Raw genomic sequence first — 21,967 nt, 5'->3', positions numbered from 1 at the left:
AAATGAAATATGGCGCGTAAAGCAATGAAATATAAAGCACAGCTGCCCCCAAAGTTTAAGGTGCGGAAGTATAACAGATGCCCGATCTGCGGACGTATTCACTCGTATATGCGTCAGTTTGATATGTGCCGCTGCTGCTTCCGCAAGTTGGCTCGAGAGGGGAAGATCCCCGGAATCGTTAAGTCCAGCTGGTAAGCGAGAGCGAACATAAGGGGGTCACAGGAATGTATGTTACCGATCCAATAGCTGATATGCTGACGCGGATCCGGAATGCTAACGTGGTGTACCACGAGAGTGTTGATATCCCTCACAGCAATATGAAACTGAGCATAGCTAAGATTTTGAAAGAAGAGGGATATGTCCGGAATTATAAAGTCATCAACGATCCTGAAAAGCCCTATGCTGTTTTGCGTATTTTCCTGAATTACGGTCCTAACCGTGAACGAATTATTCAGGGACTTCGTCGGATCAGCAAACCGGGCAGAAGGATCTATGTGGGCAAAGACAATCTCCCCAAGGTTATGGGTGGTCTCGGAATTGCTATTATTTCCACTTCCCATGGCCTAAAGACTGATACTGAGGCATCTCAGCTTGGTCTTGGCGGAGAGGTCGTTTGCTACGTCTGGTAGCGAGGAGGGATTTTCTATGTCGCGAATTGGACGTAAACCCATTACCCTCGCCAAGGGAACATCTGTAACAATAAAGGATGGCAAGGTTATAGTAAAAGGGCCCAAGGGAGAGCTTTCTTCTGCTCTTGTACCTGGGATTTCTGTTTCTGTCGATAACGATGCCATCGTTGTTTCTCGAGGAAATGATGAGAAACAAACGCGAGCCTATCATGGAATGATGCGGGCTCTTGTAGCAAATATGGTGACTGGAGTAACAGAGGGTTTTGTGAAAAACCTGGAGATTGTTGGAGTTGGTTACCGTGCGCAGATGCAGGGTAAAAAACTTATTCTCAACGTGGGGTACTCCAATCCGGTGGAATACGATCCTCCAAAGGGGATTGAAATTCTAACCGATGGCCCCACTAAAATATCCGTTAAAGGCATTGATAGGCAGCTTGTTGGCCAGGTGGCTGCCATCATTCGAGCATTCAGGAGCCCTGAGCCCTATAAAGGGAAAGGTATCCGCTATGCTGGCGAGCATATTATCCGTAAGGCCGGCAAAGCCAGTGCCAAGTAACCTGAGGTGACGTGGATGAAAACGAAAAGCAGAAATGATATGCGAATCATCCGGCACCGGAGACTCAGGAAACAAGTTTCCGGAACGCCGGAGCGCCCTAGAATGGCCGTTTATCACAGTCTGAACTATATATATGTTCAGATTATCGATGACATGGCAGGCCATACTCTTGTCTCGGCTTCGACTCTTGAAAAGGAACTTAAGGGATCCCTTTCAGGTCACTGCAACATCGAAGCGGCCAAAGCAGTAGGCAAGCTTGCGGCAGAGCGGGCCCTTGAAAAAGGCATAGTGTCAGTTGTATTCGATAGGGGTGGGCACATGTTCCACGGAAAAGTCAAAGCCCTTGCCGAAGCAGCTCGCGAAGCCGGCCTGAAGTTCTAAAGGGGAGGTCCGAGAATGACCATGAAACGTGTCGACACGAAAGGCTTAGAGCTCTCCGAGCGTGTTGTGGCTATTAACCGAGTCAGCAAGGTTGTAAAAGGTGGAAAACGTTTTAAGTTTAGCGTCCTTGTTGTCGTTGGAGATGGCGAGCAATACGTAGGTGTAGGGATGGGCAAAGCCAAAGAAATCTCCGAGGCTGTTCGTAAAGGTATTGATAAGGCGACGAAGAACCTTCGGGAATTGAAAAAAGTAGGGAGCACCATTCCCCACCCGGTAGACGGGAACTTTGGTGCGGCTCATGTGCTTCTTAAGCCAGCAGCACCAGGTACTGGAGTTATTGCCGGTGGAGTGGTTCGTGCCATTATGGAGCTTGGTGGGGTAAAGGACGTTCTTACTAAAGTTATAGGAAGAACATCTAATCCTGTTAATGTTGCTTGGGCAACGCTCCAGGCCCTTGAAACGATGAGGACGCCCGAAGAAATTTTGCGTCTGAGAGGGAAACAGACCGCTCAGACTGAGGCGGAATAAGGAGGGGTTGTCCTATGGCTAAACTGCGTATTACATGGGTTAGAAGCGCGATTGGACATCAGCTTCGACAGAAGAAGACAATCAAGGCCCTTGGGCTCAAAAAACTTCATCAGACAGTAGAGCACGAGGATGTCCCCCAAATTCGTGGCATGATCAATCAGGTCCACCACCTTGTGGAATGGGCCGTTGTGGAAGACTAGGAGGGACGCACCATGAATTTGCATGATCTTCGACCTGCTCCTGGTTCCCGCCAGAAAGCTAAACGTCTTGGACAGGGAATTGGTAGTGGGAATGGCAAAACAGCTGGGAAGGGAACAAAAGGCCATAAATCAAGAGCTGGCGGAGGAGTTCGTCCTGGTTTTGAAGGCGGGCAGATGCCCATTACACGAAGAGTTCCCAAACGCGGATTCAACAATGCCCGTTTTGCGAAGAGCTATCAGATTATTAATCTCGAACAGCTCGCAGATCGTTTTGAGGCGGGGTCTGTGGTTGGGGTAGAGGATCTCTATCGAGCAGGTCTTGTTAGAGATTTGACAAAGCCGGTAAAAATTCTCGCGAGAGGAGAAATTTCCCAGGGACTTACACTTAGGGTCCACGCCTTCAGTGCCCAGGCAGCTGAAAAAATAGCGGCTGCAGGTGGGAAGGCTGAGGTGATCTAAGTGATAGATTCCTTCAGGGATGCCTTTAAGCTACCAGATCTAAAGAGACGGATACTATTTACACTTGGAGTTTTGTTTATTTTCCGTCTTGGCGCCCATATTCCAACGCCTGGCATTGATGCGTCTGCTATGGCCCAACTTTTTGAACAGGGTGCTGGTGTGCTCGGGTTCCTTGATATTTTTGCGGGTGGTGCGCTGAGGCGATTCAGTATTTTCGCTCTCGGCGTTACACCCTATATTAACTCGAGCATTGTTATGCAGCTCCTCGTTATTGTCTTTCCTGCCTTGGAAAAAATGCAGAAAGAAGGCGAGGAAGGAAGGAAAAAGATTATTCGTATTACCCGTTGGGGGACGATTCTTTTTGCTGGCATACAAGCGATAGGCATGACGTTCTGGCTTGGCCGAGTGGGAATATTCCATGGAGGCTTTTTTGCTGGGGTTATCGTAGTTGTGACGGTAACTGCTGGAGCATTAGCAGTGATGTGGCTTGGCGAGGAAATTACAGATCATGGAATTGGTAATGGCATTTCTTTGCTTATTTTCGCTGGTATCGTTGCTCGGCTCCCAGAAGCTATTATTCGTAGCTGGAGAATGTTGCGGTTAGGAGAAATGAGCATATTTGTTTTGATCTTGGCTCTTCTTCTTATGTTTGCTGTAATTGCAGGGTGTATTCTTCTGCAAGAAGGACAGCGACGTCTTCCAGTGCAATATGCGAAAAGGGTGGTTGGGAACAAGGTATATGGCGGACAAAGTACCTTTATACCATTAAAGGTTAACCAGTCTGGCGTTATGCCTATCATCTTCGCATCATCAATTCTATTGTTCCCTTATTCTATTGCCCGATTCTTCTCTGGGAACGTCGCTTTAGCTGTTCAGAAGATGTTTGAGCCTGGCAGTACTGTTTATATGGTACTTTATATTGCTCTTATTATCTTCTTCTCTTACTTTTATACAGCGGTGGTCTTCAACCCAGCGGACATTGCCAATAACATGAAGAAGTATGGCGGGTTTATATTAGGGATTCGCCCAGGTCGCCCTACGTCGGAGTTTATAGAAAAGGTTATGACCAGAATTACTCTCGGTGGAGCGATTTTTCTCGCGATTATTGCCCTCGTCCCCACATTAATGACGAATATTATGGGGATTACGAGTTTTTACTTTGGTGGAACTGCGGTCTTGATTGTAGTAGGAGTAGCTCTTGACACTGTTCACCAGATCGAAGGACAGCTTCTCATGCGGCATTATGAAGGTATATTGAAGCGCCGTGATTCTAAGAGCGGAAGCTTCCTCAGATTCTAAGGGGGATAGAAGAAGCTATGCGAGTCGTTCTGCTAGGACCGCCTGGCGCAGGCAAAGGAACCCAGGCGGCAGAAATAAAAAAGAAGTATGATGTAGCCCATATCTCTACGGGGGATATTCTCCGACAAAACGTAAAGGATCAGACGTCCTTAGGTCGTCAAGCACAAGAGTATATGAATGGCGGAAAGCTTGTTCCTGACGATATTATTGTTCGTATGATGGGCGAGCGGTTGAAAGAGAAGGACTGTGAGAAGGGGTTTTTGTTAGACGGATTTCCTCGCACGGTTCCGCAAGCTGAAGCGTTAAATGAACTTTTGCAAGCAATGCATCTTGCTCTTGATGCTGTTATATTGCTTGATGTGGATGATGATTTAGTGGTAGAAAGATTGTGTGGTCGTCGTATGTGCCGCCAGTGTGGGGAGATTTATCATGTGACGTTTAAACCCTCCCTCAAAGGTGCCCATTGCGCCAAATGCGGTGGAGAACTATATCAGCGCGACGATGATAAAGAATCGGTGATTCGAAGTCGTCTCAAGGTATACCATGAACAGACAGCACCACTCATTGCTTATTACGAGGAGAGAAATTTATTGCGACGGGTCGATGCTGGGACGTCAAGTTCTCTCGTAATGACTGCAATTGAGGCGTTATTTACTAAGAAGGTAGCTGAATGATTGTACTTAAGACGGAAGAAGATCTCCGATATATGCGGAAAGCGGGCCGGATCGTTGCTGATGTTCTCGATCTCATAGCAGGGATTGTCCGGCCCGGCATCACCACAGCCGATATTGATCGAGCTGCAGAAGAGCTTATGACAAAGGAAAGTGCAACGCCAGCCTTTAAAGGGTATCGGGTTCCAGGTATCCCCGTCGCTTTTCCGGGAGCTGTGTGTGCTTCTATTAATGAAGAGATAGTTCACGGGATACCTACTCAGGAGCGATATCTGGAAGAGGGGGACATTATAAGCATTGATGTAGGGGCTTGTTATAAAGGCTATTACGGAGATGCAGCTTGTACTTTCCCTGTCGGACAGGTGAGTCTTGAACGCCAAACTCTTATTAACGTGACCCTTGAAAGTTTAAACAGAGCAGTCTCTGTAGCAAAAGATGGGAATACCATAGGAGACATTGGATATGCGGTGGAATCCTATGTTGTTCCTAAAGGGTTTGGGCTCGTGAGAGATTACACTGGGCATGGTGTGGGGAAACACTTACACGAACCACCTCAAGTCCCGAATTTTGGACGCCCTGGAAGAGGCGTGACTCTCAAAGCAGGTATGACTATAGCCATAGAGCCTATGGTTATGTCGGGAGCGGAAGATACTGTTGTTGGGCCAGACCGTTGGGTAGTTCTCACTGCAGATGGCTCTGACGCTGCTCATTTTGAAAGATCCGTTCTCATCACAAAAGATGGGGCAGAGGTACTTACTCCTTGGGAATGGGCCTGATTGTGGCTGGGACTTTTCAGGTTGGTCAGGTCGTTATTTCGAGAAAGGGAAAAGACACGGGGAAATGGTATGTTGTCGTGAAGGTAGAACCTGAAAAAAATAGGGCGTATCTTTCAGATGGCAAGAGATTTCAAGTGTCTGCCCCTAAACTTAAAAATCTGAGTCATCTTCAGCCTACTCGATGGGTTCTTGAAGAGATTGCAGGGAAGATTTCCAGGGGAGAAAATATAGATAGCGGGAGATTACAATATCTTTTTTCTCAGGTGAGAAATATAGTGAGTAGTGAGTCAGATGCAGGGAGGTTGACATAACCGTATGGCCAACAAGGACGAAGTCATAGAGGTGCGAGGGACCGTAATAGAGCCACTTCCAAATGCCATGTTTCGGGTAGAATTAGAGAACGGCCACAAATTACTGGCCCATGTGTCGGGGAAGATGAGAATGCATTTTATACGTATTCTCCCAGGCGATAAGGTTCTTGTCGAGATTTCGCCCTACGACTTGACACGCGGACGAATAGTGTATAGATATAAATAACTTGTGTTCTGCCCTTATGCTTTAACCGCGGCTGGTGAAAAGCATTGAATAGATTGTCGGGATAGAACCGAAGAGGTCTGTCAAGGCAGGGTAAAGGTTTTCTCGGAGGAGCGTGGAACGAATGAAAGTGAAACCATCGGTAAAACCGATATGCGAATTTTGCCGGGTTATCCGGCGCAAAGGCGTGGTACGGATTATTTGCAGTAAGGATCCGCGCCACAAACAGAGACAGGGTGCAAGGAGGTAACGAGCATATGGCCCGTATAGCTGGTGTAGACCTGCCTCGCGAAAAGCGGGTTGAGATAGCGCTCACTTATATTTATGGGATAGGACTTCCCTCTTCACACAAAATTCTTGCGGCTACCGGCATTAGTCCGGATACTCGCGTGAAAGACCTTACAGAAGAGGAAGCTCAGAAGCTCCGTAAAGAGATAGAAGAGCACTATAAGGTAGAAGGAGACCTGCGGCGCGAAGTTACAATGAATATCAAGCGGTTGATGGATATCGGCTGTTACAGAGGACTACGACATAGGCTGGGGCTTCCAGTTCGTGGTCAGAGAACTAAGACCAACGCACGTACACGGAAAGGGCCACGCCGTACGGTAGCTGGGAAAAAGCAGGCCGGTAAATAATATAGTTTAGAGATATCAAGGAGGCTGACGCACGTGGCCAAACGTACACAGCGTAGAGGTAAAAGAAGAGAAAAAAAGAATGTAAGCTATGGAGTTGCTCATATTTTTTCTACTTTTAACAACACTATAGTGAGCATCTGCGATAAAGGCGGGAATATCCTGTCTTGGGCTTCTGGTGGAAACGTGGGCTTTAAGGGAACGAGAAAATCGACTCCTTTTGCCGCTCAGATTGCTGCTCAACAGGCAGCTAAAACAGCTCAGGACCACGGGGTGAAAGAAATAGATGTAGTGGTGAAGGGACCAGGACCTGGCCGAGAATCGGCAATCCGTTCTCTTCAAGCTGCAGGACTTCAGGTTAACATGATTAAAGATGCGACGCCTATTCCTCATAACGGCTGTAGACCGCCGAAGCGTCGTAGAGTGTAGTTCACCCCGATAAGGAGGCGAAAAAGAACTTATGAGCAGATATACAGGACCAGTATGCCGTCTCTGTAAAGCTGAAGGAGCAAAGCTTTTCCTCAAGGGAGACCGTTGCTTTACAGAGAAGTGTGCTATTACTAGGGGAGAGTCTAAAAGTAAACAAAGGAGGGGCAGGCCTCGCTCGAAGGCTAGTGAATATGGAATTCGACTTCGCGAGAAGCAGAAGCTGCGCCGCTTTTATGGTATGAACGAGGGCCAGTTCCGGAGATTCTTTGCTGAGGCAAACAGAATGGCTGGAGTGACAGGACATAACTTCCTTCAGCTTCTTGAGCGACGCCTTGATAACGTGGTTTACAGAATGGGATTTGCCGCTAGCCGAAGCCAGGCCAGACAGCTTATTCTTCATGGCCATTTTGTAGTTGATGGCCGTAAAGTTGATGTGCCGAGTTTCCTCGTTCGGGCTGGCTCTACGGTAGCTGTTGCGGAAAATAGCAAGGAAATTGCGTTGATTCGAGAGAACGCTGAAGTGGCAGCGTCAAGAACCGTTCCGGAATGGCTGGAGGTTAATACCGAGCGCATGGAAGCTAATGTTGTTTCCATCCCTGTGCGAGAACAGATTGATGTTCCCGTCAATGAGCAGCTCGTTGTTGAGTTCTATGCCAGATAGTAGGCATGAAAGGTGTTGGACAAAGTGGAACTGATGCGGCCTGAAATCCGAATTGAAGAGTGTAGCCCCACCTTTGGTAAAATTATTGTAGAACCCCTTGAAAGAGGATACGGAGTAACGCTGGGCAATGCTCTGCGACGGGTACTGCTTTCCTCCGTTAAGGGGGCGGCTATTACTTCAGTCCGTATCGATGGCGTTCTACATGAGTTCAGTACCATCCCAGGGGTTCGCGAGGACGTCATCGAACTGATGTTGAACCTGAAGCATATTCCTGTTCGTTCTTATAGCAAAGATGTGAAGGTCCTTCATTTAGAATCAGAGGGATCTAGAGCAGTTGTAGCTTCAGATATTCAGCCTGATAGTGAAATTGAATTTTTTAATCCTGACGCACCTATTTGCGTGTTGGAAGAGGGAGCCCAACTTTCAATGGATCTCTACATAGAGCAGGGGACAGGATATGCTACCATCGATCGACCACGCCCTGCGTATCTTCCGGCAGACGCCCTCTTGATCGACGCTATTTTTTCGCCGGTTTTGAAAGTACATTACGATGTGGAAGCGGCCCGTGTAGGCCAACGTACAGACTTTGAGCGGCTAGTTCTTGACGTAACAACAAATGGTGTTATAGCACCAGATGTGGCGGTAGGCGAAGCTGCGAGGGTTATACGTACCTATTTTGGGTTTATCGTTGAGGATATAGACAAGCTTCATCCGGTAGAAGGGGCTGAAGAAGAGGATGTTGCTCTGGCAGCAGCCGAAGCGGCAGCAGCTGAGGCAGCTGAAGCGGCAGCAAAAGAGGAAGATGATCTTCTTTCAAGGCCTGTGCGAGAGCTTGAACTCTCTATTCGAAGCGAGAACTGCCTCCTTCGTGGTGGAATTCATACCATCGGCGAGCTCATAACAAGAAGTAGAGAAGATCTGTTGAAGATTCGTAACCTTGGGAAAATTTCTCTGAGAGAAATCGAGGAGAAACTGGAAAAGCAGGGGCTTCACCTCAGCACAGAGAAGAGCGAAGAGAAAGCAGTAAAGGAGGACTAGTTCCATGAGACACCGTATGGACCATAGAAGGCTTGGTCGTTATGGAAGCCATCGCAGAGCAATGTTAGCTAATATGGCCGCCAGCCTTTTCTTAGAGGAGAGCCTCACTACAACGGTGACCCGGGCGAAAGAACTTCGTCGAGTAGCTGAAAAGCTTATCACCAGAGCTAAAGGGGATTCTCTCAATGATCGCCGGGTTATTCGTGCCCGTTTAGGACATAAAGAGGCTTCGATCAAGCTTTTTGAAGATCTGGCCAAGCGGTATGCACATCGTCCCGGTGGCTATACCAGAATAATAAAAACGGGCAATCGTTGCGGCGACGGATCGCCCATGGCGATAATCGAGCTGGTTGATTAACGATGACCCCAAAGGACATCTGTACGCTTCAGGATGTAGGGTATACCTACCCTGAAGCGGACAGGCCTGCCTTGGACGGTGTTTCCTTCCAGGTCAGGGAGGGGGAATGGCTAGCTTTACTGGGCAGCAATGGCTCAGGAAAGTCCACGCTGGCCAAACATTTAAACGCCCTGCTGCTCCCAACGCAGGGCGCTTGTTTTGTTTATGGCATGGATACTCGGGACGAGCAGAATCTTTGGACAATTCGGAGCCATGTTGCCATGGTGTTTCAAAACCCCGAAAATCAGATAGTTGGTACTGTAGTAGAAGATGATGCAGCTTTTGGACCAGAAAATCTCGGGCTTCCTTCAGAAGAGATAAAGAAGCGTGTTGATTGGGCTTTATCTGTAACTGGCCTTGAAGGTAAGGCGACAAATCCTACCTACTCTCTTTCGGGAGGGGAAAAACAGCGTTTAGCTGTAGCGGGAGCTTTAGCTCTGGATCCACCTTGTCTCGTTTTGGATGAGCCTACAGCCATGCTTGACCCTCAAGGGCGACGAGATCTGCTTAGTATTTTAAAGACGCTCCATAGCCAGGGCCGGACAATAGTGTATATTACTCACCGTCTAGAAGAGACAGTGTTTTGTGATAGAGCTCTTGTTCTTCAAGAAGGTCGGGTAGAGTGGAGCGGTTGTATATCGGAACTTTTTACGCATAGAGGAAAACTTGAAGAATGGGGGTTAGAATGTCCTCCGTTTGTCGAGTTATGGCAAATGCTAGTGAGGGAGAATATTATTTCTCGTAATACTCCCGCAACAGTAGATGGAGTTCGACAGGCTTTATGTCTATTATAGTAAAAAACCTCACCCATATTTATCATCCTTCCACTCCATTGGAAACAGTGGCTTTGAAGGATGTGAATTTGCGTACGGAAAAGGGGCAATGGCTTTCTATTGTAGGGCATACTGGTAGCGGTAAGTCTACTCTTGCCCAGTATTTGAATGCGTTGCTGGTTCCTGAGGCTGGACGTGGAGAGGTGTCTGTGGAAAATTATTTATCTCGTCTAGGTAGCTCTCAGTTAAGAAGTATCAGACATACTGTAGGTCTTGTTTTTCAATATCCTGAACAACAACTTTTTGCTGAAACAGTTTTTGAAGAGGTGGCTTTTGCCCCTAGAAACTGGGGGGTAGCAGAGAAAGATCTCGAGGAAGTCGTGAAAGGCGCCCTTCGTGAAGTGGGGCTTTCTGAAAGTTTTTTAGATCGGAATCCCTTTCAGCTTTCTGGGGGCGAAAAAAGACGTATAGCCCTTGCTTCTGTTCTTGCAGCTAATCCCGCCTATCTCGTTCTGGATGAACCTACGGCGGGGCTTGACGCCACTGGTCGTAAAGATCTCGTAAAGCTTCTCTTGTCCCAGAAAGAGAAAGGGAGAGGTATTGTTTTTGTTACTCACGATTTGGAAATAGCCCTTACTGCCAGTGATTCTATTCTTGTTCTCGAAGGGGGCAAAGAGGTTGTACAGGGTGATCCAGAAAAGATAGTTCAAGCACTTAGTCAAAATCCAGTGCGAGGCCTATGTCTTCCTGATGTCTTAGAGTTAGCAGTTCTTTTAGAGCAAGGAGGCTGGAAGGTGCCATTGACTTGGAATCAACGTAAACTTTTTCAATCCATAGTAAAAAGGGTGAGAAAATCATGAAGTTTCTTAATCATCTTACCTTCGGTCAATTTGTGCCTGCTCCCTCGATAATCCATAGACTTGACCCTCGATGTAAAATTTTAGGAACCATGCTCCTATTAACGGGGATTTTTTTAATAAAGCATCCCATGGCTTTTGGTGTGTGGGCTTTATTGCTTCTTGTCATGACTTTTTTCTCCAAACTTCCTTTTTCTTTAGTTCTTCGTTCTGTAAAACCTGTGATGATTCTGGTTGTTTTTACAGCTCTGATACACCTTTTCTTCACTAAAGGGACGCCGGTTTTTCAATGGGGCATCATTTCTATTACCGCAGAAGGCATTCGTATGGGGGCTTATATGGGCTTGAGACTTCTTTTTCTGGTTCTTTTTGCTTGTTTCCTCACATTAACAACTAGCCCCATGGAACTTTCAGATGGATTGGAAAAACTTTTTTCGCCCTTGGCGCCATTAGGTTTTCCTGCCCATGAGTTAGCCATGATGATGACCATTGCTTTGCGGTTTATTCCTACCCTTCTTGATGAAACAGACCGCATTATGAAGGCTCAGCTTGCGCGGGGGGCCAATCTCGATAAAGGGAACCTATGGCAACGTTTGCGGGCGATGCTTCCGGTGCTGGTCCCTCTTTTTGTCATTGTTTTTCAGCGAGCAGACGACCTGGCTACAGCTATGGAAGCTCGATGTTACAGGGGGGGGGATGGACGAACCAGGTTCAAGCCTCTTTGCTGGAAGATGCGTGATAGCGCAGCATTGATCGTTCTCATCCTTACCATTGGTTTATTAATATATATAGATCGAAGGGTGATTGTTTTATGAACTATGCTGCCACAATAAGTTACGATGGAACCGCTTTCTGTGGTTGGCAGCGACAATCAGGAGTCCCTACCGTTCAACAATCTCTGGAAGAAGCTATAGGCAAAATATTTGGTGAGCCCACCACTGTTTTTGCTGCTGGTCGAACTGATGCCGGTGTTCATGGGAAAGGACAAGTTGTTTCCTTTGAGCTTCCTGTCGGATGGGATCCTGGCAGATTATTGTTAGCTATCAATTATTACTTGCCAGAAACGGTACGTATTATGAATATTTATCATGTTTCTGACGATTTTAACGCTCGTTTTAGTGCTTTATGGAGAGAATACCGATATTATATATGGCATGGCCCTGCTTTCCCTCCGTATCTTCGAGAACGGGCGTGGTGGAATCGCTGGAAATGGGATAAAGAAGCCGTGGGAAAGGCTTGCGAGTACGTAAAAGGGACCCACGATTTCAGGGCGTTCTGTCCAATCAAAGAGTGTCCAGACAATACTATCCGTACCATTTACACTTTCCGCTGGCATCAAAATGGGCAACTATCGATTGTTACTATTCGCGGTAACGCTTTTCTTATGAACATGGTTCGCATTCTTATAGGAAGTCTAGACCTTGTAGGAAAAGGCAAGCAGAGTCCAGAGTGGATTAGAGACTTACTTAATGGGAAAGGGAGTCGTAGGGAATCAGGAATGACGGTGCCGGCTCATGGCTTGTATTTTTGGAGAGTTGGGTACGATGCATCTCCATTTCTTAACGGCCTTCCAAAAATAAAGGAAAAAGCAGGCATATTTGTCCCTTCTGATTTTTGGAGGAAACACATATAATACTTTCCCAGAGAGGGAATGTTTTTGCAGATAAGGAGGCTACCTTCGTGTTCGGAAGCGATATCGGTATAGACCTTGGAACAGCGACAGTGCTTATTTATGTAAAAAATAAGGGGATCGTTCTTCGGGAACCTTCAGTGGTTGCCATAGATCTAGAAAATGGGAAAATACTTGCAGTAGGCAATGAAGCAAAAAATATGGTGGGGCGTACCCCGGGAAACGTAATTTCAGTCCGGCCGCTACGTGATGGAGTCATTGCCGACTATACCATGACAGAAGCCATGCTTCGTTATTTTATGAAGCGAGTCAACAAAGGGTTCAGTCGTTTCTTTAGAAACAGGGTTATGATTTGTGTCCCATCAGGAGCTACTGATGTAGAACGAAGAGCTGTTTTAGAAGCCGCGGTTGAAGTAGGAGCCAGTGAAGCTTTTCTGATTGAAGAGCCTATGGCTGCTGCAATAGGGGCCAGCCTCAGCGTAGAAGAGCCTCGAGGAAAAATGATTGTAGATGTTGGTGGTGGAACTACCGATATTGCAGTTATTTCCTTGGGGGGAATTGTTGTATCTAAGTCGCTGCGCATTGGTGGAGATAAATTTGATGAAGCAATAATGCGTTATTTGCGTAAACACTATAGCCTTGCTATAGGAGAACAGACAGCTGAGAATTTGAAGATTACTATCGGAACCTGTGGCCAGGAAGAGGAAGAAATGACGATGACCATTAAAGGGAGAGATCTAGTCCAAGGCCTCCCTCGCCAGATAGAGATTAGCAGTGCTTCTGTGAGCCAAGCCATTGGTGAAATGATCCAGGCTCTTAATGATGGAGTAAGAAATGTATTAGAGCTAACGCCACCGGAACTTTCGGCCGATATTATAGATAGAGGGATCGTCCTTACTGGCGGTGGATCGTTACTGCGAGGTCTCCCAGAGCTTATTACACAGCAAACTGGCATCAATTGTTTCTGTGCCGAAGATCCTATGGAGTGTGTTGCTGTTGGGACAGGTAAAGCGCTTGCGGAGATCGATAAGCTGAAGGCTACTGGGCGGAGCGGAATATTAATGACCAGCGCATCAAAGAAAGGACGGAAGAAAAAACTCTAGAGTCTATAGGAGGATTGTCCAGTGCATCGAGGGCTTTATGCTGCTGCGTCAGCCATGCTAGTACAAGAGAGAATGGGCGATGTAGTCGCCAACAACCTGGCCAACGTAAACACCGCTGGTTTTAAAGGAAGGATTGCCGTTAATAAGTCTTTCCCTGAGGTCTTTATGGATCGCCTGGAAAAACTTGATCCTGGAGAAGGGAAAATAGAAGTAGTGCCTCCAGATAGTGTCGTTTTTAGAGGAAGAGTTCCTATAGGTGATATACCTCTTGCCAACGTCCTTTCAGAAACGGCGATGAAAACAGAGGCAGGAATGCTTCAGATAACAGGAAAAAACTTGGATGTGGCGTTGCAAGGGGATGGATTTTTCGTTGTACAGGATTTGGGTGGGAACATTTTCTATACCCGTTCTGGTCATTTCCAACTTGATTCTGAAGGAAGAATTGTTACACACGACGGTATGCTGGTGTTAGGCAATGGAGGACCTTTGGAAATAGGGGATGCAACGCGAATAGAGTTTGATAACTCCGGTCGCCTTATTGCAGATGATGAGGTAGTAGATACTCTTCAGGTCGTATCTTTTCAAAGCCCCTCGTATTTGAGGCAAATAGGAGGATCTCTCCTATCAGAGACAAGAGAGTCGGGCCAGCCAGATGCTGTAGAGGATTTTGAGCTTCAGTCAGGGGCACTGGAAATGTCTAACGTCAATGTGGTGGAAGAAATGGTACGGATGATTGAAGCCCACAGAGCTTATGAAAGTGCTTCGAAAGCAGTATCTACTCATGACGAGATGACAGGCCGGCTTATTACCACATTCGGCAGAGCCGTCTAACTTCTGGAGGGATGATAAATGATTCGAGCTCTATGGTCTGCAGCAACAGGAATGGTGGCCCAACAAACAAATCTCGACGTTACATCTAACAACTTAGCTAATGTGAACACGTCAGGATATAAGAAAATGCGAGCCGACTTTCAGGACCTTCTTTATCAAATAGATAGAGAACCTGGCGCTCCAGTGGAAACAGGAGCTACTGTCCCAACTGGAATTCAGGTAGGTTTGGGCACTAAAGTAGTCGGAACCAGCCGAATGTTTTCTGAGGGGAACTTGCAGGTAACAAATAATCCTCTTGATGTTACTATCGAAGGCGATGGCTTCTTTCAAGTTGTGCGCCCTAACGGGGATATTGCTTATACGCGAGATGGCTCTTGGAAGATAGATGGAGATGGCCAGATTGTAACAACCGATGGTTTTTTATTAGAACCGGCTATCACCGTCCCAGAAGATGCAACCGAAATCATTATCGATAATATGGGGCGTTTTTCCGTCAAAACAGTAGGGAATCAGGAAGCCGACGAAATTGGACAGATTGAAATCGCCCGTTTTGTGAACCCAGCTGGTCTTCGAGCTATAGGCAGAAATCTTTTTGAAGAAACGCCTGCCAGCGGTGAAGCGATAGCAGGCCTTCCAGGAGAGGATGGCCTGGGGTATCTCCATCAGGGGATTCTTGAGATGTCAAACGTTCAGGTGGTAGAGGAAATGGTCAACCTTATTGTAGCCCAGAGAGCATATGAGGCCAACTCTAAAAGTATTCAAACCGCCGATGAACTCTTGAGAATTGCTAACGGGCTTCGTCGATAAAATATAGCAATGAAGAGAAAAAGCATGTTTTACAGGCGGGTGAGGTATGTGTCCCGCCTGTTTTTTGTTTTTTTGTGGATTGGATTTTTTGCCCCCATGTATACCCCTGCTATGGCCGCAAGCCCCCTTTCCATAGATATCCCTGCCTCGATTTTTTATTGGGGAGATGGAATGCGGCTGGGAAATGTGGCAATTATTAACGGGCCTTCTCCTGTGGTAGAAAAGGCTCGAGCGATTCCTTTCCCTAAAAAAACTGGTTATATATCAAGGGAAGATATTATTAATGCCTTGCAGGAGGGAGGAATAGGTGGTATACGTCTCTCTCTTCTCATGGCAGAGCGAGTTCCTGTTCTTCTGGAACCTCGACTTCAGAACATTGTTCGCCGTATTTCAGGATGGACGTGGGAGGTAGACGTAAATCCTCTATCAGGAGCCGCACCTAAAGACACGGAAGAATTTCTGGAACCTGGTTCTTTAACCCCTGGTGTTGGATCAACAACCCTTAAATTCCGGAGTGCCAGAGGAGAAAAATCTGTCCCAGTACGCATTAATTGGTATCAGCCAGCCGTTGTTCTTCAACGAGCTTTTCCCAGAGGAAAACCTCTCTCTGAAGAGGACGTAGTATTGCGAAGAGTGCGTTTAAGTCAGCCCTGCGAATTGCCAAGCCGTATTGAGGATGTGTTAGGGCTTGTGTTACGAAGAGACGGGCAGATGGGAGATATTGTTTCTCTCAACATTCTTGAGACAAAGCCGATAATTTTAAGAGGAGATCGTGTTATTATTGCGGCGCAGGCAGGGACACTTTTAATAGAAGTTCCAGGTGAAGCTCTTGATGAGGGCCAGCCCGGCGATTTTATACGAGTTCGCAATATAGCCAGTAGAACAGTGGTTACAGGGCGAGTGGCGAGTCCAGGTAGAGTGGAGGTAGATACCCAATGAAAAAGAATATGTTTGCTCTTTTGGTGGTGATTGTTATAACTTTTTCAGGCAGCAGTCCCATCGCTTTTGCCCAGTCTATTTGGAATGACAATACAAATTGGGTAGCCGATCAGCGCCCTAGTAAAGTGGGGGATCTTGTAACAGTCGTAGTGTCGGAAAAAACAACTACGAAAGATGAGGCTAAAACTGACGTAAGCAAAAAGAATGACAGTTCAGTGAGTGACGGAGTAGGGGTCCTCGATTTTATCAAGGCTTTAGGGTTCTCCTCGAAAAGTTCTGTGAAAGGCGATGGATCTACAGAGAGAACTCACACGGCGAAAAGTCGCATAGCTTGTCTTGTTACGGAAGTTCTTCCCAATGGAAATCTCGTTATAGAGGGCGCTAGGGATGTAGAAACTCACGAGGAAAAACTACAGCTTTGCATTCGAGGAGTCATTCGTCCCCAGGATGTAGATGGTAATAATACTATCGCTAGCGATAAAATAGCTAACGCAGAGATTGGCATTGAGGGGAAGGGCGCACTTTCCAAAGTCCAGCGTCCAGGATTGCTCACACAGATTTTACAGGCGATTTTCTAGGAGGCTAGTAATACATGAAAAGAAGTGCAAAAATATCCATATGCTTTCTCACCCTCTTTTTCTTATGGAGCTCTCAGGTGACGAATTTGTGGGCAGCCATTCATCCTGGAGTTCGAATAAAGGATCTAGTAGATATTCAAGGAGTTCGATCAAACCAGCTTGTTGGTGTGGGGCTTGTTATGGGGTTGCAGGGTACTGGCGATAAGTCGAAGATGGCGCTTCAGATGATACGTAACGTAATGAGCCAGTTTGGCCTAACTCTTGATGATGGAGCTATAAAAAGTAAGAATGTTGCTGCTGTAACAGTAACGTGCGAACTTCCTCCCTTTGCCCGTCCAGGACAGCAAATAGACGTAACGATAAGCACTATGGGAGATGCCAAGAGTCTTCAAGGCGGTACATTGCTTCAAGTTCCCCTAAAAGGAGCGGATGGGCTTGTTTATGCGGTAGCCCAAGGACCGGTACTCGTAGGAGGTTTTGCAACAGGTGGACAAGCAGCTTCTATGACTAAAAATGTAGTTACGGTTGGCAGAATTCCTGGGGGAGCTATAGTGGAACGGGACGTACCTATGGCTTTTACTGCCGATGGAACTGTCTCCCTGCTTCTCAGGGAGCCTGATTTTACTACATCAGAACGAATTGCTAAGTCCATTAATTCTCGTTTTGGTGCAGTGGCGACACCTGTTGATGCGGGAATGGTCACCATTGCCCTTCCTGGACAGTTCGCTTCCGCTCCTTCTTCTTTTATATCCCAAATAGAAGCTCTCACGGTGCAACCAGACGCCATAGCTCGCGTAGTGGTGAACGAAAGAACCGGTACGGTTGTTATGGGTGGTGATGTAAAGATAAGCGCTGTAGCAATCGCTCATGGAAATTTGACAGTACGCGTTACGGAGAAGCCGGAGGTCGTTCAGCCTCAGCCTTTTGGAGAAGGACGAACGGCAGTACAGCCAAGAACGGAAATTGAAGCGGAAGAGCAGGGCGGAAGCCTTATCTCTCTTGAGGCCTCGTCGACGGTTAATCAGCTTGTGGATTCTCTTAATGCGGTAGGTGCAACGCCCAGAGATATTATCTCTATCCTTCAAGCAGTGAAAGAGGCTGGGGCTCTCCATGGAGACCTCGTTGTTATGTAGTGGAGGCATAATAATGTTGAATAAAGTTGATGCTTCTCAAAATCATGTTGTGCAGAAAAATTTTGTTTCGGAAGATCACAAGAAGCAGCGGGAACAATTGGAAGAAGCATGTCGTCAGTTTGAAGGGGTCTTGTTATCTCAGATATGGAAAAATATGCTTCGTGACGCTAAAAGGATATCGGGGCGTGACGAAAAACGGCCGTTTGGAGCGATGGAAGATCTTTCTGTAGAAATGTCTGCCGAGGCTTTGTCGAAGCAAAATGGTGTGGGACTTTGGAAGGTCCTCTACAACCAGTTAGCTTCATCCTTGGAAAGTGATGCTTCCCCGCATGAAGAATGAAGAGCCCCTTCCGTGGTGGAGAGAGGGATTGCGTTTTTCCTGTATAGGGTGCGGACGATGTTGCAGAGGAGAACCTGGCGCCATTTGGGTCTCTCCTATAGATGAGGAACGGATCGCCTGTTGGTTGAACATAGATATTCCTACATTACGAATAAAAAATGAAACTCAAAGATGGGGAGCCCCCAGCCTTCGCGAAAAAGAAGGAGGGGCATGTGTGTTTTATACTCTAGAAACGGGGCGTTGTGCTATTTATTCTGTGAGGCCGATACAGTGCTCCCTTTTCCCCTTTTGGCCTCATGTAGTGCGTACCCCTCAATCGTGGGAACAGACAGCCCAAATGTGCCCTGGGATGAATCAAGGGCGACTATACCCAGCCCGGGAAATAAAGTTTATGACTATGCTGTTCCCTAGAGTAAATCGTATGTAATTTTGCTGAAAATGGGGGTAGTCCTTTGTGGCTACCCCCATTTCGTGTTATTCTGAGATATGTAGATAGATGTGCTCTATGAAATGGAGGCAGTGCTGTGCAAGCCCAGATATGGTCTGATATGAACTGGAGACTCATTATAACGCTCCTTGTTGTCAGCGCTATCCTGGCGTATTTAGGTGACAGGGTTGGGATGCGTATAGGGAAGAAACGAATCTCTCTTTTCGGTTTACGTCCCCGCCATACGAGCCAAATTATTACCGCATTTACAGGAGTGCTTATATCTATCGCTATTCTTGGAACCATGTCTGTCGTTTCAGAGAACGTTCGTACGGCCCTTTTTTCCATGAAATTTTTACAGAGCCAACTTACAAATCTCACAGCAGAGCTTCAAGATAGTCGGGATGAAGTACAGCTCATGTCTATACGTCTTGTAGAGAGCCAGAGTAAACTTGAAGCCCAAGAGAAGAAGTTGCAGGAAGTTCAGAACCAACTGGCTTCTGTCCGTCCAGAGCTGAAAAAGGCCAGGGGTGATTTGTCTCAGGTAAAAAATGAGAAGAATGCCCTTGAGAGAGAAAAATATAAACTTGATGAGGAAGTAGGAAGTCTTCGCCAAGAAGCGAGCCGTTTGCGAGAGGGGTTAATTCAGGTTCGCAGTGGCCGTATCGCTGTTTTTGCAGGAGAGCTTCTTGGGCAGCACGTTATTCAACCTAAAAGTTCCCCAAGTAAAGTAGATGCCCTTTTTCAAGAACTTCGCCGTCGAGCCGAGTTTGTAGTGGGGCTTCGATCGGGAGTTTCTACTGACGAAATTACATTGACAGTTGACCTAGAGGAAGAAAAAGCTAAAATTCAGGAGTGTACGAACTCGGAAAATAGGAAATTTATACGCATTATAGCGAACGCTAACGTTTTACAAGGTGAAGATGTGAGAGTGCGTTATGAGGTATATGATAGCCGGCTGGTTTATTCTAAAGGGGAGAATATTGCTTCCCGATCTTGGGTTCCTAAAGGTGCAGATGCAGAATCCTTTCTCCATGATCTTTTGGCAGAGGTTAATCATCAAGCAGTGGACGAGGGAATTATGCCAGATCCTGTAAGTGGCAAGGTAGGAGCTATGGATGCGACAGCTTTTTTTGATGCTGTAGAGGAACTGCAAAAGGCTACAAAAGTGATGAGTGTAAAGGTTTTGGCTGCGGAAAATATCTATACCGAAGGCCCCGTCCAAATCGTTTTTCATATTACACCCCTCGGGGCCTCTTCCTAGTAGGAGGAATAGAAATGCTCATAGTAGCATGTCAAATATGCGGAGAGACTAAAGTGTTGGCAGGAACTCCCGATAGCGATGGAATCGCTCGAGCCATGTGGATCTGTCCCCGCTGCGGTACAGGTCAGATCCTTCAATTACAGGTTTCTGCCGACGCGAGAAAAAGTGATTTAAGGAAAATCATTCATGGATTATCTTTCTCTAAGGTGGCAGCAATACATGAAAACCAAGCTTGAGTATGCTTTCTACGACAGTAAGCAAGCGGTAACTCCTGCTGAGCTCCGCGATCTTTACCGTTTTACCCAATGGGGGCGAAGCCGCTCTTTAGAAGATATACAGCGCATGCTAGACGGAACAACCATGTGTTTTTCTGTCCGGCATGATATGAAATTAGTTGCTTTTTGTCGTATCCTTACAGACTTTGTTTTTCGGGGAACTCTTTGGGATATTATGGTTCATCCAGACCATCAAGGGAAGGGTATTGGCTCTGCTCTTATTGATTATGCCCTCAATCACCCGGCTATACACTCTATTCCCATGATACTTACATACACCAGCGAGTTGGGGCCTTTTCTGGCTCAATATGGTTTTGAGGAGAAGGAAGGGGCTTTAATGTTGTTGCGTTGCCCCATTGAATATTCTTGAGCTACTTTACTTTTATGTTTCATAGAATAGCCCAGTTTATAGAGCATTGTTTCTGGCCGACAGAGTGTCCGATGTGTGGCCGAATTGGCTCTGTAGGGTGTGTATCGTGCCTCCAATCGTTGTTATGTCATCCGCTTCAACTCGCCATAGGAAAAGATTTACAGCTTTTTTCAGGTGCCCTTCATAAAGATATTTGCCGAGATATGGTTCTAAAATTGAAATACGCTGGATGGGGGCAACTTGGAATATCCATGGGGAGAGCTTTGGGAAAAACCTTTTCTCGAATACCCTGTTGTCTTGTCCCTATCCCTCTCCATAAGAAAAGTACACGGCCATGGAATCAGGCAGCTCTTCTGGCCAGGGGCATTGCTCAAGAATGGAATGTGCCGGTTCTTTATGGGCTGGAATGGAGACGACATGTTTCGGCCCAAACGTCTGGCGGATCAGAAGCTCGGCGGTCTATGGCTTCTGACGCCTTCGTAGTGACGTGTCCTTTCCCTGAAGCAATGCCTGTTATTCTCGTAGATGATGTATGTACTACGGGAACGACCTTACGTCGTGGAGCATCTGCATTGAAGAGAAAAGGGGTGAAAGTCCCTTATGCCATAACATGGTCTACATCTCTTCGTTTTTCCCGTTAAAGCTGTTGAAGATGTATTCCGATAATAGATATGAGAAAGGTTAGAGCGGGGTGATCATTAATGATCGATAAAATTCGTGGTATCTATGGCCCTAGCCCTGTGGGCAAAGTCAATGGTAAAAAGTACCTAGGTCATTCTTCAGCAGAGGAGACTGACGGTGTTGAATTTAGTGCTTTTGCCAAGGAGCTTGCGAAAGCCCGTACAGAGCTTAAAAAAGTGCCAGATGTCCGTTTTGAGAAGGTAGAAGAACTAAAAAAACAGATTCAGAGCGGGCAATATCGTCCGGATCTCCATAAGGTAGCAGAGGGCTTGATCCGGGCAGGGTTGCTTGACAAGGACGAATGATTCCATGGACGGACAATCGCTGGTAGAAGTCCTTCTGCAGCAGACTGATGTGTTGCAGAAAATGCATAGTGTTGTGGTTAAACAGCGTGAGGCGCTCAAGGAAGGGCGCCTCGAATTATTACAGCAACTTATGAAAGAACAGCAATCTCTAGCCTTTGAAGGGGAGGCATTGGAACAGGAACGCCGACGTTTGGCTGGTCGCCTTTCTTCTGCGTATCATTGTGCCCCTACAATTATGGAGTTTTGTTCTTTTTTACCAGAACAAGAAGGAGTTGAGCTACGGGAGGCCGCCGAAGCTCTTATCCCCGTAGTGCGGAACCTACAGGCTGAAATAGGTATTTTATCTCGTCTCGTTGACGAAAATAGGGCCCTTAGCGACATCTTGCTTGCTGAGTGGCGTCGTTTAGAAGGAATGGCAGCTCCCGGTTGCGGGGGGCTGGATATGTCTGTATAAGGAGGAATAT

The 21,967-nt window shown here is 46.7% G+C and carries 36 protein-coding genes; all 36 read left to right on the top strand.

Annotated elements, in window-relative coordinates; translation table 11 throughout:
• The first annotated feature begins 9 nt into the window (after positions 1 to 9).
• The 36 genes from B3L97_RS06430 (at position 10) to flgN (ending at position 21,957) form a co-directional block, all read left to right on the top strand.
• Positions 10 to 195: a type Z 30S ribosomal protein S14 gene (locus tag B3L97_RS06430; protein ID WP_084043923.1), complete on the top strand. Its 186-nt coding sequence runs from the start codon at positions 10 to 12 to the stop codon at positions 193 to 195.
• 29 nt (positions 196 to 224) lie between these two features.
• Entirely contained in the window at positions 225 to 629 is a 405-nt protein-coding gene (gene rpsH, locus B3L97_RS06425) for a 30S ribosomal protein S8 (RefSeq protein WP_024822556.1), read from the top strand.
• Between the two features lie 16 nt (positions 630 to 645).
• Positions 646 to 1,185, top strand: a complete 540-nt coding sequence (gene rplF / locus B3L97_RS06420) for a 50S ribosomal protein L6 (RefSeq protein ID WP_286846384.1) — start codon at positions 646 to 648, stop codon at positions 1,183 to 1,185.
• 15 nt (positions 1,186 to 1,200) lie between these two features.
• Positions 1,201 to 1,566, top strand: coding sequence for a 50S ribosomal protein L18 (gene rplR / locus B3L97_RS06415; RefSeq protein ID WP_024822554.1), 366 nt, complete (start codon positions 1,201 to 1,203; stop codon positions 1,564 to 1,566).
• A 15-nt stretch (positions 1,567 to 1,581) separates the two neighbouring features.
• A complete protein-coding gene (gene rpsE / locus B3L97_RS06410) occupies positions 1,582 to 2,094 on the top strand; it encodes a 30S ribosomal protein S5 (protein WP_024822553.1) in 513 nt (170 codons plus the stop codon).
• A 14-nt stretch (positions 2,095 to 2,108) separates the two neighbouring features.
• On the top strand, positions 2,109 to 2,294 hold the full coding sequence (gene rpmD, locus B3L97_RS06405; protein ID WP_024822552.1) for a 50S ribosomal protein L30: 186 nt from the start codon (positions 2,109 to 2,111) through the stop codon (positions 2,292 to 2,294).
• Between the two features lie 12 nt (positions 2,295 to 2,306).
• Entirely contained in the window at positions 2,307 to 2,753 is a 447-nt protein-coding gene (gene rplO, locus B3L97_RS06400) for a 50S ribosomal protein L15 (protein WP_024822551.1), read from the top strand.
• Positions 2,754 to 4,052: a preprotein translocase subunit SecY gene (secY, locus tag B3L97_RS06395; protein ID WP_286846383.1), complete on the top strand. Its 1,299-nt coding sequence runs from the start codon at positions 2,754 to 2,756 to the stop codon at positions 4,050 to 4,052. It begins immediately after the preceding gene.
• Between the two features lie 17 nt (positions 4,053 to 4,069).
• Positions 4,070 to 4,726 (top strand): adenylate kinase, encoded by a 657-nt coding sequence (locus tag B3L97_RS06390; RefSeq protein WP_024822549.1) that lies wholly within the window; start codon positions 4,070 to 4,072, stop codon positions 4,724 to 4,726.
• Positions 4,723 to 5,499 (top strand): type I methionyl aminopeptidase, encoded by a 777-nt coding sequence (gene map, locus B3L97_RS06385; protein ID WP_024822548.1) that lies wholly within the window; start codon positions 4,723 to 4,725, stop codon positions 5,497 to 5,499. The genes B3L97_RS06390 and map overlap by 4 nt, the downstream gene beginning before the upstream one ends.
• Positions 5,484 to 5,810, top strand: coding sequence for a KOW domain-containing RNA-binding protein (locus tag B3L97_RS06380; RefSeq protein WP_024822547.1), 327 nt, complete (start codon positions 5,484 to 5,486; stop codon positions 5,808 to 5,810). The genes map and B3L97_RS06380 overlap by 16 nt, the downstream gene beginning before the upstream one ends.
• Positions 5,811 to 5,814: 4 nt before the next feature.
• The gene (gene infA / locus B3L97_RS06375; RefSeq protein WP_024822546.1) at positions 5,815 to 6,036 is read left to right on the top strand and encodes a translation initiation factor IF-1; all 222 of its coding nucleotides are present in this window, start codon (positions 5,815 to 5,817) and stop codon (positions 6,034 to 6,036) included.
• Positions 6,037 to 6,157: 121 nt separating this feature from the next.
• A complete protein-coding gene (gene rpmJ / locus B3L97_RS06370) occupies positions 6,158 to 6,283 on the top strand; it encodes a 50S ribosomal protein L36 (RefSeq protein ID WP_084043922.1) in 126 nt (41 codons plus the stop codon).
• Between the two features lie 7 nt (positions 6,284 to 6,290).
• Positions 6,291 to 6,668 (top strand): 30S ribosomal protein S13, encoded by a 378-nt coding sequence (rpsM, locus tag B3L97_RS06365; RefSeq protein WP_024822545.1) that lies wholly within the window; start codon positions 6,291 to 6,293, stop codon positions 6,666 to 6,668.
• Positions 6,669 to 6,701: 33 nt separating this feature from the next.
• Positions 6,702 to 7,094, top strand: coding sequence for a 30S ribosomal protein S11 (gene rpsK / locus B3L97_RS06360; protein ID WP_034326853.1), 393 nt, complete (start codon positions 6,702 to 6,704; stop codon positions 7,092 to 7,094).
• Positions 7,095 to 7,125: 31 nt separating this feature from the next.
• Entirely contained in the window at positions 7,126 to 7,755 is a 630-nt protein-coding gene (rpsD, locus tag B3L97_RS06355; protein WP_024822543.1) for a 30S ribosomal protein S4, read from the top strand.
• A 12-nt stretch (positions 7,756 to 7,767) separates the two neighbouring features.
• Positions 7,768 to 8,793, top strand: coding sequence for a DNA-directed RNA polymerase subunit alpha (locus tag B3L97_RS06350; RefSeq protein ID WP_286934614.1), 1,026 nt, complete (start codon positions 7,768 to 7,770; stop codon positions 8,791 to 8,793).
• A 4-nt stretch (positions 8,794 to 8,797) separates the two neighbouring features.
• Entirely contained in the window at positions 8,798 to 9,151 is a 354-nt protein-coding gene (rplQ, locus tag B3L97_RS06345) for a 50S ribosomal protein L17 (protein ID WP_024822541.1), read from the top strand.
• Positions 9,152 to 9,153: 2 nt separating this feature from the next.
• Positions 9,154 to 9,984, top strand: coding sequence for an energy-coupling factor transporter ATPase (locus tag B3L97_RS06340; RefSeq protein ID WP_286934613.1), 831 nt, complete (start codon positions 9,154 to 9,156; stop codon positions 9,982 to 9,984).
• Entirely contained in the window at positions 9,972 to 10,823 is an 852-nt protein-coding gene (locus B3L97_RS06335) for an ATP-binding cassette domain-containing protein (RefSeq protein ID WP_286934612.1), read from the top strand. Before B3L97_RS06340 ends, B3L97_RS06335 begins: the two co-directional genes overlap by 13 nt.
• The gene (locus B3L97_RS06330; RefSeq protein ID WP_286934611.1) at positions 10,820 to 11,635 is read left to right on the top strand and encodes an energy-coupling factor transporter transmembrane component T family protein; all 816 of its coding nucleotides are present in this window, start codon (positions 10,820 to 10,822) and stop codon (positions 11,633 to 11,635) included. The genes B3L97_RS06335 and B3L97_RS06330 overlap by 4 nt, the downstream gene beginning before the upstream one ends.
• The gene (gene truA / locus B3L97_RS06325) at positions 11,632 to 12,453 is read left to right on the top strand and encodes a tRNA pseudouridine(38-40) synthase TruA (RefSeq protein WP_024822537.1); all 822 of its coding nucleotides are present in this window, start codon (positions 11,632 to 11,634) and stop codon (positions 12,451 to 12,453) included. The genes B3L97_RS06330 and truA overlap by 4 nt, the downstream gene beginning before the upstream one ends.
• 47 nt (positions 12,454 to 12,500) lie before the next feature.
• Entirely contained in the window at positions 12,501 to 13,553 is a 1,053-nt protein-coding gene (locus B3L97_RS06320) for a rod shape-determining protein (protein ID WP_024822536.1), read from the top strand.
• Positions 13,554 to 13,574: 21 nt separating this feature from the next.
• Positions 13,575 to 14,384: a flagellar basal-body rod protein FlgF gene (flgF, locus tag B3L97_RS06315; protein ID WP_286934610.1), complete on the top strand. Its 810-nt coding sequence runs from the start codon at positions 13,575 to 13,577 to the stop codon at positions 14,382 to 14,384.
• 18 nt (positions 14,385 to 14,402) lie between these two features.
• Positions 14,403 to 15,191, top strand: a complete 789-nt coding sequence (flgG, locus tag B3L97_RS06310) for a flagellar basal-body rod protein FlgG (RefSeq protein ID WP_024822534.1) — start codon at positions 14,403 to 14,405, stop codon at positions 15,189 to 15,191.
• Positions 15,192 to 15,239: 48 nt separating this feature from the next.
• Positions 15,240 to 16,130 (top strand): flagellar basal body P-ring formation chaperone FlgA, encoded by an 891-nt coding sequence (gene flgA, locus B3L97_RS06305; protein WP_286934609.1) that lies wholly within the window; start codon positions 15,240 to 15,242, stop codon positions 16,128 to 16,130.
• Complete coding sequence (locus tag B3L97_RS06300; RefSeq protein ID WP_286934608.1) at positions 16,127 to 16,708, top strand: flagellar basal body L-ring protein FlgH; 582 nt, start codon at positions 16,127 to 16,129, stop codon at positions 16,706 to 16,708. Before flgA ends, B3L97_RS06300 begins: the two co-directional genes overlap by 4 nt.
• Before the next feature lie 14 nt (positions 16,709 to 16,722).
• Positions 16,723 to 17,841 carry a flagellar basal body P-ring protein FlgI gene (locus B3L97_RS06295; RefSeq protein WP_286934607.1) on the top strand — a complete coding sequence of 373 codons (1,119 nt, stop codon included), beginning with the start codon at positions 16,723 to 16,725 and terminating at the stop codon, positions 17,839 to 17,841.
• A 13-nt stretch (positions 17,842 to 17,854) separates the two neighbouring features.
• Positions 17,855 to 18,181 (top strand): hypothetical protein, encoded by a 327-nt coding sequence (locus B3L97_RS06290; RefSeq protein WP_024822530.1) that lies wholly within the window; start codon positions 17,855 to 17,857, stop codon positions 18,179 to 18,181.
• A complete protein-coding gene (locus tag B3L97_RS06285) occupies positions 18,171 to 18,608 on the top strand; it encodes a YkgJ family cysteine cluster protein (RefSeq protein ID WP_286934606.1) in 438 nt (145 codons plus the stop codon). Before B3L97_RS06290 ends, B3L97_RS06285 begins: the two co-directional genes overlap by 11 nt.
• 97 nt (positions 18,609 to 18,705) lie before the next feature.
• On the top strand, positions 18,706 to 19,872 hold the full coding sequence (locus B3L97_RS06280) for a DUF3084 domain-containing protein (RefSeq protein ID WP_286934605.1): 1,167 nt from the start codon (positions 18,706 to 18,708) through the stop codon (positions 19,870 to 19,872).
• A gap of 14 nt (positions 19,873 to 19,886) precedes the next feature.
• Entirely contained in the window at positions 19,887 to 20,108 is a 222-nt protein-coding gene (locus B3L97_RS06275; protein ID WP_024822527.1) for a hypothetical protein, read from the top strand.
• On the top strand, positions 20,092 to 20,517 hold the full coding sequence (locus B3L97_RS06270) for a GNAT family N-acetyltransferase (protein WP_024822526.1): 426 nt from the start codon (positions 20,092 to 20,094) through the stop codon (positions 20,515 to 20,517). The genes B3L97_RS06275 and B3L97_RS06270 overlap by 17 nt, the downstream gene beginning before the upstream one ends.
• Positions 20,518 to 20,531: 14 nt before the next feature.
• Complete coding sequence (locus tag B3L97_RS06265) at positions 20,532 to 21,158, top strand: ComF family protein (RefSeq protein WP_286934604.1); 627 nt, start codon at positions 20,532 to 20,534, stop codon at positions 21,156 to 21,158.
• Positions 21,159 to 21,218: 60 nt separating this feature from the next.
• Positions 21,219 to 21,503 carry a flagellar biosynthesis anti-sigma factor FlgM gene (gene flgM / locus B3L97_RS06260; protein WP_286934603.1) on the top strand — a complete coding sequence of 95 codons (285 nt, stop codon included), beginning with the start codon at positions 21,219 to 21,221 and terminating at the stop codon, positions 21,501 to 21,503.
• Between the two features lie 4 nt (positions 21,504 to 21,507).
• On the top strand, positions 21,508 to 21,957 hold the full coding sequence (gene flgN, locus B3L97_RS06255; RefSeq protein ID WP_024822523.1) for a flagellar export chaperone FlgN: 450 nt from the start codon (positions 21,508 to 21,510) through the stop codon (positions 21,955 to 21,957).
• Positions 21,958 to 21,967 lie beyond the last annotated feature (10 nt).

Origin of the sequence: Aminobacterium sp. UBA4834 (assembly GCF_002400205.1) — a bacterium.
Classification (GTDB): Bacteria; Synergistota; Synergistia; order Synergistales; family Aminobacteriaceae; genus Aminobacterium; species Aminobacterium mobile.
This window is presented reverse-complemented; position numbering and strand designations above follow the sequence as displayed.

What these genes read in the sequence shown, in the direction of transcription:
- B3L97_RS06330 (WP_286934611.1), top strand. Translation starts at nt 10,820, where the DNA reads ATGAAGTTTCTTAATCATCTTACCTTCGGTCAATTTGTGCCTGCTCCC.
- B3L97_RS06290 (WP_024822530.1), top strand. Translation starts at nt 17,855, where the DNA reads ATGTTGAATAAAGTTGATGCTTCTCAAAATCATGTTGTGCAGAAAAAT.
- rplO (WP_024822551.1), top strand. Translation starts at nt 2,307, where the DNA reads ATGAATTTGCATGATCTTCGACCTGCTCCTGGTTCCCGCCAGAAAGCT.
- map (WP_024822548.1), top strand. Translation starts at nt 4,723, where the DNA reads ATGATTGTACTTAAGACGGAAGAAGATCTCCGATATATGCGGAAAGCG.
- B3L97_RS06430 (WP_084043923.1), top strand. Translation starts at nt 10, where the DNA reads ATGGCGCGTAAAGCAATGAAATATAAAGCACAGCTGCCCCCAAAGTTT.
- B3L97_RS06285 (WP_286934606.1), top strand. Translation starts at nt 18,171, where the DNA reads ATGAAGAATGAAGAGCCCCTTCCGTGGTGGAGAGAGGGATTGCGTTTT.
- B3L97_RS06335 (WP_286934612.1), top strand. Translation starts at nt 9,972, where the DNA reads ATGTCTATTATAGTAAAAAACCTCACCCATATTTATCATCCTTCCACT.
- rpsM (WP_024822545.1), top strand. Translation starts at nt 6,291, where the DNA reads ATGGCCCGTATAGCTGGTGTAGACCTGCCTCGCGAAAAGCGGGTTGAG.
- B3L97_RS06270 (WP_024822526.1), top strand. Translation starts at nt 20,092, where the DNA reads ATGAAAACCAAGCTTGAGTATGCTTTCTACGACAGTAAGCAAGCGGTA.
- flgN (WP_024822523.1), top strand. Translation starts at nt 21,508, where the DNA reads ATGGACGGACAATCGCTGGTAGAAGTCCTTCTGCAGCAGACTGATGTG.
- rpsD (WP_024822543.1), top strand. Translation starts at nt 7,126, where the DNA reads ATGAGCAGATATACAGGACCAGTATGCCGTCTCTGTAAAGCTGAAGGA.
- B3L97_RS06295 (WP_286934607.1), top strand. Translation starts at nt 16,723, where the DNA reads ATGAAAAGAAGTGCAAAAATATCCATATGCTTTCTCACCCTCTTTTTC.
- B3L97_RS06275 (WP_024822527.1), top strand. Translation starts at nt 19,887, where the DNA reads ATGCTCATAGTAGCATGTCAAATATGCGGAGAGACTAAAGTGTTGGCA.
- rpmD (WP_024822552.1), top strand. Translation starts at nt 2,109, where the DNA reads ATGGCTAAACTGCGTATTACATGGGTTAGAAGCGCGATTGGACATCAG.
- infA (WP_024822546.1), top strand. Translation starts at nt 5,815, where the DNA reads ATGGCCAACAAGGACGAAGTCATAGAGGTGCGAGGGACCGTAATAGAG.
- rplQ (WP_024822541.1), top strand. Translation starts at nt 8,798, where the DNA reads ATGAGACACCGTATGGACCATAGAAGGCTTGGTCGTTATGGAAGCCAT.
- truA (WP_024822537.1), top strand. Translation starts at nt 11,632, where the DNA reads ATGAACTATGCTGCCACAATAAGTTACGATGGAACCGCTTTCTGTGGT.
- rpmJ (WP_084043922.1), top strand. Translation starts at nt 6,158, where the DNA reads ATGAAAGTGAAACCATCGGTAAAACCGATATGCGAATTTTGCCGGGTT.
- rpsH (WP_024822556.1), top strand. Translation starts at nt 225, where the DNA reads ATGTATGTTACCGATCCAATAGCTGATATGCTGACGCGGATCCGGAAT.
- B3L97_RS06340 (WP_286934613.1), top strand. Translation starts at nt 9,154, where the DNA reads ATGACCCCAAAGGACATCTGTACGCTTCAGGATGTAGGGTATACCTAC.
- B3L97_RS06265 (WP_286934604.1), top strand. Translation starts at nt 20,532, where the DNA reads ATGTTTCATAGAATAGCCCAGTTTATAGAGCATTGTTTCTGGCCGACA.
- B3L97_RS06390 (WP_024822549.1), top strand. Translation starts at nt 4,070, where the DNA reads ATGCGAGTCGTTCTGCTAGGACCGCCTGGCGCAGGCAAAGGAACCCAG.
- rplR (WP_024822554.1), top strand. Translation starts at nt 1,201, where the DNA reads ATGAAAACGAAAAGCAGAAATGATATGCGAATCATCCGGCACCGGAGA.
- rpsE (WP_024822553.1), top strand. Translation starts at nt 1,582, where the DNA reads ATGACCATGAAACGTGTCGACACGAAAGGCTTAGAGCTCTCCGAGCGT.
- rplF (WP_286846384.1), top strand. Translation starts at nt 646, where the DNA reads ATGTCGCGAATTGGACGTAAACCCATTACCCTCGCCAAGGGAACATCT.
- flgM (WP_286934603.1), top strand. Translation starts at nt 21,219, where the DNA reads ATGATCGATAAAATTCGTGGTATCTATGGCCCTAGCCCTGTGGGCAAA.
- B3L97_RS06300 (WP_286934608.1), top strand. Translation starts at nt 16,127, where the DNA reads ATGAAAAAGAATATGTTTGCTCTTTTGGTGGTGATTGTTATAACTTTT.
- flgG (WP_024822534.1), top strand. Translation starts at nt 14,403, where the DNA reads ATGATTCGAGCTCTATGGTCTGCAGCAACAGGAATGGTGGCCCAACAA.